The sequence below is a fragment of the Bradyrhizobium sp. AZCC 1719 genome (genome assembly GCF_036924525.1).
Classification (GTDB): Bacteria; Pseudomonadota; Alphaproteobacteria; order Rhizobiales; family Xanthobacteraceae; genus Bradyrhizobium.
Genome location: NZ_JAZHRU010000001.1, coordinates 4,857,863 through 4,873,603, shown reverse-complemented (window position 1 = coordinate 4,873,603; position 15,741 = coordinate 4,857,863). Strand labels below are relative to the sequence as shown.

Here is a 15,741-nt window from a genome sequence, read left to right as displayed (position 1 = left end):
GGATGCGTTCCACGAAACCCTGCGCGGAAGGAACGGAACATGGCCATCTTAAAACGGGAGTTGCATCGGCTGGTCAAAGGCCCGGAAACCACCGAGCTGGATCTTTGGAACCTGGTCTTCGACACCGACACCAAGCGCTTGTACGTCGAACATGAGTGGACCTACATGGATCCGCGTATTCGCGGGGCGGCGGACTATAGAACGGACGTAATGGATATCGCGGAGTATCTGTCGCAAGGCGGTCAAACCGCGGGCCACCGTGAACTCTGGCGGTTGCTGCGAGCGATCTTCAAGGAACAGTTCGAACCTGAGGAGTATGACCGTCAAGCGGCACTTTCGGAGCAGCCCCCTGCTCAGGAAGTCGAGCAGAAGTCGCCAAGTCCCTGACGCAGATCGTGATGAGAGCCTCGCCGTCGTTACCAGCGCGGCGTCTTTCCGAGCGCGCAACAGGCCCATCCTCATGGCATGACGGCAAAAGCCAGCCCTCGGTTTCAAGAGACGGCCGACTTGTGCAGCGGCTGTCAGAGCATCTTGCCGACGACCTTGGTCATGTCCTCCACCGAGAAGGCTCGCAACGACTCGGTGCGAACATTGCCCAAGGCGGCGAGGCTCAAGCTAAGCGTCATGGCGGAAAATTCATCCGGCGCATCGAGGATCGTCACAATGTCGTAGCGTCCCTGCGTCCAGAACAGCTCCTTTACCGTAATTCCGAAGGTCTCGGCCATTTTCTTGAAAGCCTCTGCCCGTTTCGGCGAGTCCTTTGCGCTCCGGACTCCCTGATCGGTGAAGTTGGCGAGCACGACGTAAGTTACCATCCTGGCTCTCCCTGATTGTCGGGCTTAACCGAACCTCCTGGTGACTGTTCGCGGCCATCCATAGATCAGCGCTCGTGGATGCCCTGCGCACGGCTGTCTCACGAAAACTGCTCAAGGTCCGCTTTGAGCGCTACCAGGAAGCGAGCGGCTTCGCCGCCTGTCACGACGCGATGATCGAAGGTAAGCGACAACGGCAGCACGCGCCTCACCGCCGGCTGGCCTCGATAGGCGACCACCCCTTGGGTAATCCGGCCGGCGCCTATGATCGCCACTTGCGGCGGTACCACGATCAGGCTGGCGAAGCGGCCTCCGATCATTCCGAAATTCGACAGCGTAATCGTCGCTCCGCGCAGTTCTCCCGGAGGTATCGAGCGCGCGACCGCGTCCGCCCGCATCCGGTCAAGCCCGGTTCGCAGGTCAGATACGTCCCGCTCGGCGACATTGCGCAACACAGGAACGATGAGACCACCCCCGGTATCGACGGCGATGCCGAGATCGATACGGTCGATCAGACGCCGTTCACCGGCGTCGGAATTGTACCAGGCATTGAGCGAAGGCTCCGTCTTGCAGGCGACAGCGATCGCGCGCACCAGTCGGATCGTCACGTCCTCGCCGGTTCGCCAATCGTCGATATCGGCCTCGTCGGTAACGCCAGCCGGGACGATCTCGGCATGCGCCGTGGTCATGCGCTGAGCCATCGCGCGCCGCAAACCGCGCAACGGTTCGGCAGGTCCGGTATGGGACAAGCCCTTGGCAGCCCGTTCCACATCCGCACGCGTGATGGTGCCGCCGGGTCCCGTGGCTTCGATCAGATCGAGGTCGACATCGAGCTTGCGGGCGAGCGCGCGCACCGCCGGAAACACTTGCGCTTTCACCTGGGCTTTCTGTCCAGCCGCTGGCCCGGAAGGTGCCGCTGCCGCCGGCGGCGGCTCGCCAGCGCCAAGTTCGCCGACAATGGTGCCGGTGTCTTGCTCGGGGCCTTCGGCAAACTCGACAAGCGGCGCGCCTACCTTCACCACATCTCCCTTGGCGCCAAACAGGTGCAGGATGCGTCCGCTCGACGGTGACGGCACCTCGACGACGGCTTTGTCGGTCTCGACCGAAACCAGTGGCTGATCGGTAACGACGTGATCGCCTTCGTTGACATACCAGTTCACAATCTCCGCCTCTTCGAGACCCTCTCCCAGATCCGGCAATACGAACTGGCGCATGGGATAAACCCGCTGGCAATCAACTGAACTGGCACGCTTTGCGCGCGGCCGTGACGATACGATCGACCGACGGCATCATGTGTTGCTCAAGCCGCGCCATCGGAACGATCGTGTCGTAGCCTGTGACGCGGGCTACAGGTGCGAGCAGAGAGGTCAGAGCGCGCTCGGCGATCAGCGCCGCGATCTCGCCTCCGAATCCGCCGGTGCGTGTCGCCTCGTGCACGATGACACACCGCCCTGTTTTTGCGACCGAACCGAGCACCGTGGCCTCATCGTAAGGCTTGAGCGTGGCGAGATCGATGACCTCGGCGGCGATGCCGTCGGCAGCCAGCGCGTCGGCCGCCGCCATGGTTTCCTTCAGCATCGCACCCCAGCTAATCAGCGTGACGTCGCGGCCCTCCCGCAGGACAAAGGCGACATCCAGCGGCAAAGCCTCACCGTTATCTTCCACCTCACCTTTCGCCGCGCGATAGATGCGGGTCGGCTCCAGAAACACCACCGGATCGGGATCGCGGATCGCGGCGAGCAGCAGTCCGTATGCGCGCTCCGGCGACGAAGGAATGACAACGCGCAGGCCTGGGATATGGGCGAGCATCGCCTCGGTGCTTTCCGAATGATGCTCCGGCGCGCGAATGCCGGCGCCATGCGGCGTCCGCAGAACCATTGGACAGGTGAGCCGCCCCTGGGTGCGGTTACGGAATCGGGAGGCGTGGTTCACCAGTTGATCGATGCAGGGATACAGAAACCCCATGAACTGGATCTCGCCGACGGGCTTCACCCCCTGCGCCGCCATGCCGACACAGAGCCCGCTGATCAGGAGTTCGGCAAGCGGCGTATCGAGGACCCGCTCCGGGCCGAAGCGCGTTTGCAGGCCAACGGTTGCGCGGAAGACGCCGCCGTTGATGCCGACATCTTCGCCAAGCACGACGACATCAGGGTCATCCTCCATCGCGCGGGCGAGCGCCAGATTGACGGCCTCGACCAACGTCATTTCAGGCATCGCCCTCTCCCGCGAGTTGGCGGCGCTGCGCGGCGTACGTCTCGGGCAGCTCGGCATAGAGATGATCGAACATGGCTTCGGGTCGGCGCGGCTCCGTTGCCAGGTAGCGCTCGACCGCCGCCTCGACGCGCTCATGGCACTCCGCGGCAAGCCGTTCCTCCTCAGCCTTGCTCCACATTTTTTGGCTCACGAGATAGTTCCTGAGGCGCGCAATCGGCTCTTCTTTCCAACGGGCCTGGACTTCGTCAGCCGAGCGATAGCGTAACGCGTCATCGGAGGTCGTATGATCGCCGAGCCGGTAGGTGACCGCCTCGATGAAGCGCGGGCCCTGGCCCTCACGGGCGGCGGCAATGGCGTCTTCGGCCGCGGCGCGCATCGCCACAACATCGCTGCCGTCCACTTGCTCGCCGATGAAGCCGGCGGCGATGGCTTTCTGCGCCAGCGTTTCGCAACCGGTCTGTAGTCGTAACGGGACGGAAATAGCCCATTGATTGTTGGTGGCGACGAACACGACCGGCAATTTATGCACCCCGGCAAAATTCATGGCTTCGTAGACATCACCCTTCGAAGTGGCGCCATCGCCGAACATGCATACGGCGACACGCGGCTGCTTGCGAAGCTTGAAGGCATAGGCAACGCCGGCGGCATGCGGCGCCTGCGATCCCACGGGAACGCAAAACGGGAAATCCTCGACCGGTCCGGAGAATTGATTGCCTCGCTCGTCCCCTCCCCAGAACAGCAGGATCTCCTCCAGCTTGACGCCACGCCAGATCAGCGCGCCATTGTCGCGATAGGAGGGCAACAGGACGTCCTCTGCGCGCATCGCGCTGGCTATCCCGACCGACACCGCCTCCTGGCCGAGCGAAACGGCGTACGTCCCGAGCCGGCCGGTGCGCTGCAACGCTACAGCCTTTCGGTCAAAGTTGCGCAGCAGCAGCATCGCTCGATAGAGCGCGGTGATGAGGTTGGCATCGGAGGCGAATGCAGGGAGCGGTCGGTTAATCGAGCCGTCTGGCGCGAGGTAATTGCGGTGGCGCACCTCAAAGCGCGCGATGACGGGAAGTCCTCCGTCTGTCATTTTTTTGCTGGCCACGTCCTCGCTCCCAGAGCGATTCTGCATCCCACAATTCGTAATTGGTGCTGGGCCGGAACAATACAAGATGGGAGCGCCCATCTTGTATGGCCGTTGCTGCAGCGCGGGCTCGCGGGGGCGGCCCATCGTGGAAATGACACCGCGTCAGTGGTATATCAAACCATGGCAGATGGTCAGGTTGTCCTCGTAACGACTGAACCGTTGGGAGGCGGTGCACCCGTTCGCTCGGTCTACTATGTGGCTGAACGGGATCCGGCAAAGGCCGAGGCAATCATCGCAGCAATGATGGCCCCAAATGAAAGGGTCGAGGCTTGGGGGCCGCTTCCGGCGCCGGCTGTCAAAGCGCTCGGATTGAAGCCCGGCGACTTCACGCGCGGGTGACATCAAGTCAAAGTGTGAGACGCCCGCGCGATCTTCGGGCGCGACCGTTTTCAGGGTGCCGTCACTTGCAGGGTTTGGAATCCCTGACGTCGAACCGCCCCATGGCGCCGGCAATCACGAAATCGTTGTAATCGAGCACCAGCGCGCGGGAGACGCCGTTCTCAAACAGCTCGAACGACATCGCGTAAACCGGCGTCTGCTCGCCGTCTTTCGCCTTGGCGTCGCGGTCGTAATAGCTCACGGTGACGGGCCAGCGGGTCAGCGCCTTCATCTGGTCGTTGGCGGTCGAGGGATCGGGCGTTGCAATGCTTTGGGTGCCCGGGATCGGCTTCCCGATCACCGACAGCGTGTTGTAGACCTTCTCGCCATTATCCGAGCCGTCATAGACCATCAGCTCCAGCACCGACTTGCCCGCGCGCGCGGCGGCGATGATGTGCTGGATCTGTTCGGTCGGGAACACGACCTTGCCGTCGAGCTCGAACGTCTTCGCAACCGGCTGTTTCAGCTTGACCGTGATGCGGTCGCCGACCCGTTCCGCCACGCCGTCGACCGGCGCGGAGTCGGTATCGTTCATGCGGGTGTCGATCTTGAAGCGATAGCTCTTGCCGGCGGCATCTTCCCAGGAATGCGAGCGAAGGTCGCTCAGCGTCAGCCTGCCCTCGCCGCTGTCAAGTTCGGACACCTGGCGGAATTCGGAGGTGTAGCCCTCGCAGGCGCTACCTGAAAAATTGTAGAGAATGCGCCCGCGCGCACCCGATATCGCATTGGATCCGCGCGACTTGACCAGCTTCAATTCATACATCGCCTGGTGGGCGAGAAATGGCCCGCTGGCGCCAGCCAGCGCCGGACCGTTTGTGAAGCCTGAGAGCAAGGTGGCAGCAGCCGAAAATACCAAAGCACGAACCGGAATCGGGAACGAGCTAGCCATGTTCTGTTTTTTCCTCGAGGGAGATTCGATTACATTAGTGACGGGCCCATTGCGCCGCAACTAGGGCGGTGCCACGAAAACGCAAGAATTCGAGGCCGAGGCGCGCCGTTTTTTGGCATTTTCGGGCACGATCCGCCTCGATCGCCATGCTGGACGGAAGCTCCACCGTCGCTTGCAAGACAAAGCGCGATGCGCGAAACAATGCGCGCCTGACCGCAGGTCAGGAACGGTCACATCAAGCGGGGATGCAAACATGGCGGGTACGGTCGAACAGAAGCTGGCGGCACAAGGCATCGTCCTGAACGAGCCGCGCACCCCCATGGCGAACTATGTCGGCTTCGTGCGCTCGGGAAACCTGCTGTTCGTCTCCGGCCAGGTCTGCGCCAACGCCGAAGGCAAGCTGATCGCCAAGGGCAAGCTCGGGGCCGGCGTCACGATCGAACAGGGATACGCCGCGGCGCAGGGCTGTGGCGTCAACCTGCTGGCCCAGGTCAAGGCGGCGCTCGGCGATCTCGACAAGGTCGTCCGCGTGGTCAGGCTCGGCGGCTTCATCAATTCCGCGCCAGATTTTCTCGACGGACCCAAGGTGCTCAACGGCGCCTCCGACCTGATGGTCACTGCGTTTGGCGACAAGGGCCGGCACGCCCGCACCACGGTCGGCGTCGCTTCGCTCCCCTCGGATGCCGCCGTCGAGGTCGACGCGATCTTCGAAGTGTCCTGAAGCGGAGCGGCTCTCGTGCGCGCGCCGGACTGGCTGACGGCAAGGCCGGTCGCTCATCGCGGCCTGCATGATATTTCGCGTGGCATCGTCGAAAACATGCCGGCGGCCGCGCAGGCCGCCGTCGACGGCAATTTCGCCATCGAATGCGACATCCAGCTTTCGTCCGACGGCGAGGCGATGGTCCATCACGACAATGCGCTCGGCCGCCTCACCGACGGTTCCGGCGCGTTGCTCGGTATGACCGCGGCCGAACTCAAGGCCGTCAATTTCAAGGATACGCCGGAACGGATGATGACGCTCGGCGATCTCTGCGCGCTGGTCGCCGGCCGCGTGCCGCTGGTGATCGAGGTGAAAAGCCATTTCGACGGCGACCGCCGGCTGGTGAAACGGATGGCAAAGGTGCTCGCCTCTTATGACGGCCCGGCGGTTGGGATGTCCTTCGATCCGGATCAGGTGGTGGCGTTGCGCGAACTGATCCCTGGCCGCGCCCGCGGCATCGTAGCCGAGCACGACTATACCGCCGAGGAGTGGCCGGAAGCGTCAGCGGAGCAGCGCCGCGGCATGACGCATCTGCGCCACGCTTTTCGCACCCGGCCGCATTTCGTTGCCTATTCGGTGAATGAGCTGCCCGCGGCCGCGCCCTGGATCGCCCGCAACGTCTTAGGCCTGCCGTTGTTGGCCTGGACCGTGCGTACACCGGAGCAGCGTGCGCAGGCGGCACGCTACGCCGACCAGATGATCTTCGAGGGGTTCCTGCCGGGAACCTGATGCTGTCAGCGCCACCTTGAACTCGCCTGCCCGATGCACGATCTTTGCAGGGCGTTGGTCGCCATGCGCGCTGGCTGATCGCATGATGGGACCGGTTTGAATTTCTAGATGGCATCATCCGAAATCACCCTCGAAGCCGTCCCCTCCGTCAGCGACATCAAAGCTGCGGATTGGGACGCCTGCGCAAATCCGGCGGGCGACCCGAACGGCCTCGAAAACCTGGACACGCTGGCTGCGCGGAACGGCTCCTGCGCCGCTGCAAAGCCGGCCTATAACCCCTTCGTTTCCCACGCATTTTTTGCTGCCGCCGAGGCTTCCGGCTCGGCCTGCGCCCGCACGGGCTGGGGCCCCCGGCATCTGCTGGCACGGCTCAACGGCGAGATCGTCGGCGTCGTGCCGTGCTATCTGAAAGCCCATTCGCAAGGCGAGTATGTCTTCGACCGCGGCTGGGCGGATGCTTATGAGCGCGCCGGTGGACGTTATTATCCCAAACTGCAGGTCTCGGTGCCGTTCACGCCTGCCACCGGCCCCCGACTTCTGGTCCGCGACGGCGTCGACCGCAAACAGATCGGCTCGGCGCTGGCGCGCGGGCTAATGGCGCTGTGCAACGCGACCAACGCCTCCTCCGTGCATGTGACCTTTGCCCGCGAGGCGGAAGCGAAGTTGTTGGGTCAGCATGGCTTCCTGCAACGGAACGACCAGCAGTTTCACTGGCACAACGAGGGCTATGGGACTTTCGAGGATTTTCTCACCTCGCTGAATTCGCGCCACCGCAAGGCGATCAAGCGCGAGCGACGCGAGGCGGTGGCCGCCGGCATCACCATCCACCGCTTGACTGGAGCCGATATCACCGAGGACGCGTGGGATGCGTTCTTCGCGTTCTATATGGAGACCGGCTCGCGCAAATGGGGTCGCCCCTATCTCACACGAAAATTCTTCTCGCTGATCGGCGAGAGCATGAGCCGCGACGTGCTCCTGGTGATGGCCAAGCGCAACGGCCGCTGGATCGCAGGTGCTATCAATTTTATCGGCTCGGACACACTGTTCGGCCGCAATTGGGGCGCGGTCGAGCATCACCCGTTCCTGCATTTCGAGGTCTGCTACTATCAGGCGATCGATTTTGCGATCGAGCGCGGCCTGAAGGTCGTGGAGGCCGGCGCGCAGGGCGAGCACAAACTGGCCCGCGGTTACCTGCCGCAAACCACCTATTCCGCGCATTTCATCGCCGATCCCGATTTGCGCCGCGCGATTGCCGACTATCTGAAGCGCGAGCGCGCCTATGTCGCGGAGGTCGGACGGGAACTGACCGAAGCCGGCCCGTTCCGCAAGGCCGCCGACGAGACTTGACCGGTTGAGCTGGCGACGTGAGATTTGAGATCAAACCTTGAGGGAAGAAGCCCATGCCCGCCTACGACGTCAACAACCCCTTCGCAAAAATCCTGCGCGGCGAATTTCCCTGCCACAAGGTTTATGAGGACGACCACGTGCTGGCGTTCCTCGACATCATGCCGCGTTCGCCGGGCCACACGCTGGTGATTCCAAAAGTCCCTGCCCGCAACATCCTCGACATCACGCCCGACGATTACGCCCATGTCGCGCGCGCTGCCCACAAGATCGCCGCCGCCGCGATGAAGGCGTTCAAGGCCGACGGCATCACCGTACAGCAATTCAACGAGCCCGCCGGCGGGCAGGTCGTGTTTCATTTGCACATGCACATCATGCCGCGCCACGATGGCGTGGCGCTACTGCCGCCCGCAAGCCGCAAGGAAGATGTGAAGGTGCTGGAAGACAACGCGACCAAGCTGATGGCAGCGCTGGGGTGATCCCTTCACCCGCCCCTTGAGGGGGCGGGTCGGCACGCATCGCAAGATGCGTGCCGGGGCGGGGTGACGGTCTATCGACACGAACGCTGTCGGACGTGGAGAGACCTTCACCCCGCCCCGCCGCGCGTTGCACGCGCGTCGACCCGCCCCCTCAAGGGGCGGGTGAACCCTACTCCGTCTGGAAATCCCCCGGCTGCGGAGGTGCCAGCGGCGAGAACTCGCAGCGGTCGGGCTTGACGTCGAGCAGCGGCGTCTCGTCGAGACAGTCGAGGCCGCGCACCAGGATGACGTTGTCTTCGACGCCGACGAACTTCACGATCGAGGTGCCGATCGGATTCGGCCGCACCGGCGAGCGTAGCGAGAAGGTGCCGCGGGTTTTCTGGTTATTCTTCGGGCTCTGCAGCACGAGATCGCGGCGCGAGTGATGCAGCCAATAGATCACTTCGAGATTTTCATAGAAGTCGACGCCCTTGATCGCGGGCACCCAGGGCTCGAAAATCTCGAGCCGGCAGACCGGGCCGTCGTGGCGGCCCTGTCGCGGCGTCTCCAGCCGTGACTTCCAGGGCGTGCGGATGCGGCCGATGAAGACCAGCCCGGCATCGCGGGCTGCCGGCATGTCGACGGTAACTTCGCCCTCGCGGAGCTTGGTATCCTGAACCATTGCCTAATCCAGTGAGATGGGCACGGATCGCGTGCAACTTTTCTTGTCGGGCGGGACAGTACCGGATTATGGGCCATGCAATCAACCAAGCCACCATTTCCCGGCCAGAAGGATGATCTCGCCAGAGACCACGCCGGCAAAGATCGAGCGTCGCGTCAACATGAACACCGCAAAGCCTGCGGCGACTGCGCCATAGCGCAGCCAATCCGGCACGCCGGCCAGCGCGCCCGGCGGCTGCACCAGGATTTGCGCGATGACGCCGGCGAGAATGGCAGTCGCCACCGCCCGCACCCACACCAGGACTTCCGAGCCCTCGTCGACGCCGGCGCCGAACCACAGCCCGGCCATCCGCCAGATCTCGTTGGGCAGGAAACCTGCAAGCACGAGGAGCAACAGCGCGTGCGGGCTGCCGAAAAACTCGCTCATGCGCGCGCCCTCTCCCGCCACCAGTGCACGCCGTAGGCAATGCTGCCGGCGGTGACGCCGCTGATCAGGATATCGACGCCGGTATGCAGCATCGACACCAGCGGAAACAACGAAAGCCCCAGCACCAGCGCCAGCACATCCGATACCTGCTTGCAGTTGCGCGCCGTCGACAGCAGGAACGCCAGCGGCGTTAGCAGCAGGATCGCCGCCGCAAACAGCGGCGGCAGCTTGGCGGCAAGTGCATAACCAAACGTAGTCGCGATCATGCAGACGGTGACGAGTCCGCAGCCGAGGCCATGCGTGAACGCAATCCGCCGCTCGCGCGGCACTTTTGGCAGCAGCCGATAACATTCGACCCAAAGCGTGACGGCAATGAAATGCGTCGCCAACACGAGATGCCGGCGCCTGGTCTTGGGCGTCTTCATCAGAGGCAACACCGACACCACCATCGGAAACAGCCGGATCGCGCTCACCGTCACCGCAATCGCCGCCTGCACCGCGGTCGCCCCGGAGCCGAGCGTCGAAATCAGGATGATCTGCGCCGGCCCCGCCCAAACGAGGAGCGTGCTGCCGAGCACCCAGCCGAGGCTGAAATGGCTGTCATGGGCCAGCGCGCCGATGCCGAGATAGGTCGCAAACAGCACCAGCGTGAGCACCGTGGACGCAACCGAACTCATGCCCCATGCAAAGGCGCGAATGGGGCTTTTCCATTGGGGAGAAGAGAGCGGAGGCAGCGCCACGGATGACCGGATGGAGGTTTAAGTCGTCGCGGGCATAGGGCTGATGAATGCGGGGCGCGTCAACCAAGCTCCGCTCAGGGCGGCTATGCGATGGATGACAAATGCACGGTGTCATTCCGGGACGGTCCGAAGGACCGGACCCGGAATCTCGAGATTCCGGGCTCGATGCTTCGCATCGCCCCGGAATGACGGAAGAAGCATTGTCAACCCGGCACGCCCCTGTTCCTTAGCACAAAGCACGCCCCGCCCGCCTTGCGGATGCGGTTGCAGAGGTCGTCGGCCTCGCCGCGTGTGTCGGCGCCGAAGCGCACCTGGTAGAACGTCGCCCGGCCGCGGCTGCGCAGGCGCGAGGCGAGAATGCTGGGGTCGCGATTGCCGATCGCGCTCGAAAGGCGCCAGACCGCGCGCCCATACATCGCAAGCGCCTTGTCGCGGGAAAAGCCGGCGGCGAGCTGCACGCCCCACACCTTCGCGGCGGCGAGCTTCACGCGCTGCTCCAGCCCGGCGATAAAGGGATTGGGCGCCTGTTTCAAAAGCGCCATCAATTCGCGGCAGCTCGAGGTCCGGGCTAGCTCCGGCATCTTGCCGCTTCGTCCCGCCGCGGCCCACTCCTCCACCGTCGAACCAGTGATGGCGATCACGTAGCTGCGGGTTTCCTGCGGCATCCCGCCGGCGCCGGCCAGCCATTCCTGCACGCGCCGAGGGCCAGCATTGTACGCCGCGGCGGCGAGCCCGAGATTGCCGAACTGGTTGCGCAGCTCGTCGAGAAACTCGGCCGACTTCGGCAGCGCCTGCACGGGATTGAAGGGATCGAGCAGGCCGCGTTCGTTCGCCGTTCCCGGCATGAACTGCGCAATACCCTGCGCACGCGCGCCGCTCCGCGTCACCGGCCCGACCGCATCCGACTGAAAGCGGCTCTCCTGCCAGATCACGCGCGCGAAGAACTCCAGCGGCAGGTCCGACGCCCTCGCCGCCGACTCGATCATCAGGCACATCGCTTCGCGCGCCTCGCTCTCGCGCGCGGTGGCCGGCTTTTGGCTAGCTGTCGCGCTCGACCGGGTAGCCTCACCCGCGTCCTCGGCGAAGGCGTTCGCAACTGAGGACAAAAGCCACAGCGTGCACCATAGGGCGCGAAGAAACCGATATCTTTGCATGGCAGTTCGCAATCCGGGAATGCGCATTGCGGTGAAAACGTCAGTCAAACGATCATGGCTTGCAGGTGGATCCGCCGCCTTTCCGCTGCGCGCCGCCTTTTTTGCGTTGCAATTGCTCCGAAATCCCCGCCATCGGAACCGACGTTAATTTACGTTAACGCCGCATTTTGCGGCGGCCGGACTTTTACGGGCAACAAAGCGGGGTAAAAGTCTCCTCACTTTTTTGGGAGACTTTCAATGCAGGACCGGCGCGAGAGCGTGCGCGACAAGGTGATGTATGGCGGCGTCGCCGAGATCGGCGAATACGGCGCGACGCGCGAATGCATCGTCCGCAATATCTCCGATCACGGCGCGACCATCGAATTCAGCAATGACGTGCAGTTGCCGAAAGAGCAGCTCTCGTTGCGCATCGCGCGCAAGGGCCGCTCTTTCCTCGCCAGGGTCATCTGGTGGCGCGACAACTTTGTCGGCGTCGCATTCAGGGCGGAAAGCCCTGCCGAGCCGGTCTCCGATCTCGAGGAGCGGCTGCGCAGAAGCGAGATCAAGAAGCGGCAGCTCCAGCGCCGGATCGACGAGTTGCTCAACGAGCGCTGAAGCTGCAAGACGCCAAAGAAAAAGGCCGGCTGTCGAGCCGGCCTTCTTGCATTCTCTCGTCGCGTCGCTCGGTCGAACGGCGATCAGACCTTGACCAGCGGCCCCTTCGACGCCGGCCCCTTGGAGCCCCCGCCTCCGTTCGGACCGCCCGACTTCGGCTTGCGCTTGCGCGCCCCCGGCAGCTTTTCGGGCTTCGGCGTGACCGGACCCTCGACAAACTCGAACCCGATCTTGTCCTTGTCCTCGGCGTCCTTGACCAGCACGACGCGGACATGGCCGCCGCCCTTGAGCTGGCCGAACAGCACCTCGTCCGCCAACGGCTTCTTGATGTGCTCCTGGATCACCCGCGCCATCGGCCGCGCGCCCATCTGCTCGTCATAGCCATGCTCGATCAGCCAGGCCTTGGCGGGCTCGGACAGCTCGATGGTGACGTCGCGATCGGCAAGCTGCGCCTCGAGCTGCAGCACGAACTTCTCGACCACCATGCCGATCACGTCGGCGTTGAGATGGGCGAACGAGACGATCGCGTCCAGCCGGTTGCGGAATTCCGGGGCGAACTGCCGGTTGATCGCCTCGTGGTCGTCGCCTTCCCGCTTGTTGCGCGTGAAGCCGAAGGCCTGCCGCGCGAGGTCGGCGGCGCCCGCGTTGGTGGTCATGATCAGGATCACGTTGCGGAAATTGACCTGCTTGCCGTTGTGGTCGGTCAGCCGGCCGTGGTCCATGATCTGCAGCAGCACGTTGTAGAGATCGGGGTGCGCCTTCTCGATTTCGTCGAGCAGCACCACGCAGTGCGGATGCTGGTCCACGCCGTCGGTCAGGAGGCCGCCCTGGTCGAAGCCGACATAGCCGGGAGGCGCACCGATCAGGCGCGATACCGTGTGCCGCTCCATGTATTCGGACATGTCGAAGCGCAGCAACTCAACGCCGAGCGAGGCCGCGAGCTGCTTTGCCACTTCGGTCTTGCCGACGCCGGTCGGCCCGGAGAACAGGTATGAGCCGATCGGCTTCTCCGGCTCGCGCAGGCCGGCGCGCGCCAGCTTGATCGACGCGGACAGCGACTCGATCGCCTTGTCCTGGCCGAACACCACGCGCTTCAGCGTCTGCTCGAGATGCTTCAGCACCTCGGCATCGTTCTTTGATACGCTCTTGGGCGGAATCCGCGCCATGGTCGCGATCGTGGTCTCGATTTCCTTGATGCCGATCGTCTTCTTGCGCCGGTTCTCTGCGACCAGCATCTGCGCCGCGCCCGACTCGTCGATCACGTCGATCGCCTTGTCCGGCAGCTTGCGGTCGTGGATGTAGCGCGACGACAACTGCACCGCCGCCTCGATCGCCTCATTGGTGTACTTCAGCCGGTGATAATCCTCGAAATAGGGCTTCAACCCCTTCAGGATCGCAATCGCGTCTTCCACCGTCGGCTCGTTGACGTCGATCTTCTGGAACCGGCGTACCAGTGCGCGGTCCTTCTCGAAATGCTGACGGTATTCCTTGTAGGTCGTCGAACCCATACAGCGGATCGTGCCGGAAGCCAGCGCCGGCTTCAGCAGGTTGGACGCGTCCATCGCGCCGCCGGAGGTCGCGCCGGCGCCGATCACGGTGTGGATTTCATCGATGAACAGGATGGCGTTCGGATGCGCTTCCAGTTCCTTCAAAACCTGCTTCAGCCGCTCCTCGAAATCGCCGCGGTAGCGGGTGCCGGCGAGCAGCGTACCCATGTCGAGCGAGAACACGGTGGCGGCGGCGAGCACTTCCGGCACTTCGGAATCGACGATGCGCTTGGCGAGCCCTTCCGCAATCGCGGTCTTGCCGACGCCGGCCTCGCCCACGAACAGCGGATTGTTCTTCTGCCGGCGGCACAGCACCTGGATGGCCCGGTTGATCTCGGCATTGCGCCCGATCACCGGATCGATCTTGCCGTCCCGCGCCTTCTTGTTGAGGTTGACGCAATAGGTCTCGAGCGCTTCGCCCTTCTTCTTGGCGTCCTCGTTGCCCTTGGTCTCGGTCTCCTCGTCGACGCCGCGCACGGGGCGCGCTTCGGAGACGCCCGGCCGCTTGGCGATGCCATGGCTGATGTAGTTGACCGCGTCGTACCGCGTCATGTCCTGCTCCTGCAGGAAATAGGCGGCGTGACTTTCGCGCTCCGCGAAAATCGCGATCAGCACGTTGGCGCCCGTCACTTCCTCGCGCCCCGAAGACTGGACGTGAATCACCGCGCGCTGGATCACGCGCTGGAAACCGGCCGTCGGCTTGGCGTCGTCGGCTCCGTCAGTCACCAGATTTTCGAATTCGGTCTCGAGATAATTGACGAGGCTGGTGCGCAGCTTGTCGAGATCGACGCTGCAGGCGCGCATCACCGCAGCAGCATCCGAGTCATCGATCAGCGACAGCAGAAGATGTTCGAGCGTCGCATATTGATGATGGCGCTCGTTTGCAATCGCCAATGCACGATGCAGGGATTGTTCAAGGCTTTGGGAAAAAGTTGGCATTCGCGTCCTCTATGGTCCCCGGTCATCATGATCGCCATTACCCGGTGAGGCAACAACAACCTTCGTCATCCCCTGTCATATAGTTACACACGATCGTGGCGAAAGACCGGTTCCGCAAGCGTGGTTTTCCTCTAAATTCGCGGCACCACGGCGGCGGCACGCGACCTCTCCCCCGAAAAAACTGCCGAGAATACGGTCGGCGTCCATCAACACCGATCAATGCAATCCCGTTCCTTATTTCCGGCCGGATCGCGAGCCACGCGCGGCTATTTTTTTTCCATCACACATTGCAGTGGGTGCTGGTGCTTGCGCGCAAAATCCATCACCTGCGTGACCTTGGTCTCGGCAATCTCGTAGGTGAACACGCCGCACTCACCGATCCCGTGGTGATGGACATGGAGCATGATCTTGGTGGCCGCTTCGGCATCCTTCTGGAAGAACTTCTCCAGCACATGAACGACGAACTCCATCGGCGTGTAGTCGTCGTTCAGAATAAGGACGCGATAGAGGTTCGGACGCTTGGTCTTCGGCTTGACCTTGGTGATGACCGACGTTGATGGACCGCCGGTTCCGGCGTTGCGGTTCTCGTCATTGCTCATTCGGGGAGCAGAAGATGACTTTGCCGGCACGGACGGACAAGCTTTGAAGGTTGGCTGCAACATGGCTCAGGCGTTCGAGATTCCAAAAGGGATGACCGGAGCGCATCCTGGCCCACACGCGATCGGCTCTGACATAAGCCACCGCCTGGTACCCAGTAACGCTTATTCCAGATCGCCGCTCCCGGTCCGACCCGTTGGCCGGATCGGCACCTGGAATATGGGTCCGTCGCCGGATCGCCGCAAGCGCATTGATGTTGCCTGCCACGTCCCGCGACCGGCCCGATTCCCGGCTCGGCTATCCGGAGCAAGGTTAATCGTTTCTGCCGGATTTGACAAAGGAC

General features: G+C 63.3%; 17 protein-coding genes. 6 read left to right on the top strand and 11 right to left on the bottom strand.

Annotated features, from left to right (window positions below):
* Window positions 1–39: 39 nt before the first annotated feature.
* On the top strand, window positions 40–387 hold the full coding sequence (locus V1292_RS22795; protein ID WP_334374897.1) for a hypothetical protein: 348 nt from the start codon (window positions 40–42) through the stop codon (window positions 385–387).
* 134 nt (window positions 388–521) lie between these two features.
* On the opposite strand, the gene V1292_RS22790 is transcribed toward V1292_RS22795, so the two are convergent.
* From V1292_RS22790 to V1292_RS22770, 5 genes are all read right to left on the bottom strand, one after another.
* On the bottom strand, window positions 522–815 hold the full coding sequence (locus V1292_RS22790; protein ID WP_334374896.1) for a GYD domain-containing protein: 294 nt from the start codon (window positions 813–815) through the stop codon (window positions 522–524).
* Between the two features lie 98 nt (window positions 816–913).
* Window positions 914–2,026 (bottom strand): dihydrolipoamide acetyltransferase family protein, encoded by a 1,113-nt coding sequence (locus tag V1292_RS22785; protein WP_334374895.1) that lies wholly within the window; start codon window positions 2,024–2,026, stop codon window positions 914–916.
* A gap of 19 nt (window positions 2,027–2,045) precedes the next feature.
* Complete coding sequence (locus V1292_RS22780; RefSeq protein ID WP_334374894.1) at window positions 2,046–3,026, bottom strand: alpha-ketoacid dehydrogenase subunit beta; 981 nt, start codon at window positions 3,024–3,026, stop codon at window positions 2,046–2,048.
* Complete coding sequence (pdhA, locus tag V1292_RS22775) at window positions 3,019–4,104, bottom strand: pyruvate dehydrogenase (acetyl-transferring) E1 component subunit alpha (protein WP_442895627.1); 1,086 nt, start codon at window positions 4,102–4,104, stop codon at window positions 3,019–3,021. Before pdhA ends, V1292_RS22780 begins: the two co-directional genes overlap by 8 nt.
* A gap of 457 nt (window positions 4,105–4,561) precedes the next feature.
* The gene (locus V1292_RS22770) at window positions 4,562–5,428 is read right to left on the bottom strand and encodes a cell envelope integrity EipB family protein (RefSeq protein ID WP_334374892.1); all 867 of its coding nucleotides are present in this window, start codon (window positions 5,426–5,428) and stop codon (window positions 4,562–4,564) included.
* Window positions 5,429–5,681: 253 nt separating this feature from the next.
* Here V1292_RS22770 and V1292_RS22765 point away from each other — a divergent pair, with 253 nt between their 5' ends.
* The 4 genes from V1292_RS22765 to V1292_RS22750 all read left to right on the top strand — a co-directional run bounded on the left by V1292_RS22765 (window position 5,682) and on the right by V1292_RS22750 (window position 8,740).
* Window positions 5,682–6,149, top strand: a complete 468-nt coding sequence (locus V1292_RS22765; RefSeq protein WP_057845844.1) for a RidA family protein — start codon at window positions 5,682–5,684, stop codon at window positions 6,147–6,149.
* Window positions 6,150–6,164: 15 nt separating this feature from the next.
* Window positions 6,165–6,917, top strand: a complete 753-nt coding sequence (locus tag V1292_RS22760; RefSeq protein WP_334374891.1) for a glycerophosphodiester phosphodiesterase — start codon at window positions 6,165–6,167, stop codon at window positions 6,915–6,917.
* A 108-nt stretch (window positions 6,918–7,025) separates the two neighbouring features.
* Window positions 7,026–8,264, top strand: coding sequence for a GNAT family N-acetyltransferase (locus V1292_RS22755; RefSeq protein ID WP_334374890.1), 1,239 nt, complete (start codon window positions 7,026–7,028; stop codon window positions 8,262–8,264).
* A 53-nt stretch (window positions 8,265–8,317) separates the two neighbouring features.
* On the top strand, window positions 8,318–8,740 hold the full coding sequence (locus tag V1292_RS22750; protein ID WP_334374889.1) for an HIT domain-containing protein: 423 nt from the start codon (window positions 8,318–8,320) through the stop codon (window positions 8,738–8,740).
* A 169-nt stretch (window positions 8,741–8,909) separates the two neighbouring features.
* On the opposite strand, the gene tsaA is transcribed toward V1292_RS22750, so the two are convergent.
* From tsaA to V1292_RS22730, 4 genes are all read right to left on the bottom strand, one after another.
* Window positions 8,910–9,401 carry a tRNA (N6-threonylcarbamoyladenosine(37)-N6)-methyltransferase TrmO gene (gene tsaA / locus V1292_RS22745; RefSeq protein ID WP_334374888.1) on the bottom strand — a complete coding sequence of 164 codons (492 nt, stop codon included), beginning with the start codon at window positions 9,399–9,401 and terminating at the stop codon, window positions 8,910–8,912.
* A gap of 81 nt (window positions 9,402–9,482) precedes the next feature.
* Window positions 9,483–9,827, bottom strand: a complete 345-nt coding sequence (locus V1292_RS22740; protein ID WP_334374886.1) for an AzlD domain-containing protein — start codon at window positions 9,825–9,827, stop codon at window positions 9,483–9,485.
* A complete protein-coding gene (locus V1292_RS22735; protein WP_334374885.1) occupies window positions 9,824–10,567 on the bottom strand; it encodes an AzlC family ABC transporter permease in 744 nt (247 codons plus the stop codon). The genes V1292_RS22740 and V1292_RS22735 overlap by 4 nt, the downstream gene beginning before the upstream one ends.
* A gap of 203 nt (window positions 10,568–10,770) precedes the next feature.
* A complete protein-coding gene (locus V1292_RS22730) occupies window positions 10,771–11,721 on the bottom strand; it encodes a transglycosylase SLT domain-containing protein (RefSeq protein WP_442895554.1) in 951 nt (316 codons plus the stop codon).
* Window positions 11,722–11,958: 237 nt separating this feature from the next.
* On the opposite strand from V1292_RS22730, the gene V1292_RS22725 reads away from it, so the two are divergent.
* On the top strand, window positions 11,959–12,315 hold the full coding sequence (locus V1292_RS22725) for a PilZ domain-containing protein (RefSeq protein ID WP_334374882.1): 357 nt from the start codon (window positions 11,959–11,961) through the stop codon (window positions 12,313–12,315).
* An 83-nt stretch (window positions 12,316–12,398) separates the two neighbouring features.
* On the opposite strand, the gene clpA is transcribed toward V1292_RS22725, so the two are convergent.
* Together clpA and clpS are read right to left on the bottom strand one after the other, a co-directional pair.
* A complete protein-coding gene (gene clpA, locus V1292_RS22720) occupies window positions 12,399–14,801 on the bottom strand; it encodes an ATP-dependent Clp protease ATP-binding subunit ClpA (protein WP_334374881.1) in 2,403 nt (800 codons plus the stop codon).
* Window positions 14,802–15,067: 266 nt separating this feature from the next.
* Complete coding sequence (gene clpS / locus V1292_RS22715) at window positions 15,068–15,400, bottom strand: ATP-dependent Clp protease adapter ClpS (RefSeq protein WP_028345585.1); 333 nt, start codon at window positions 15,398–15,400, stop codon at window positions 15,068–15,070.
* Window positions 15,401–15,741 lie beyond the last annotated feature (341 nt).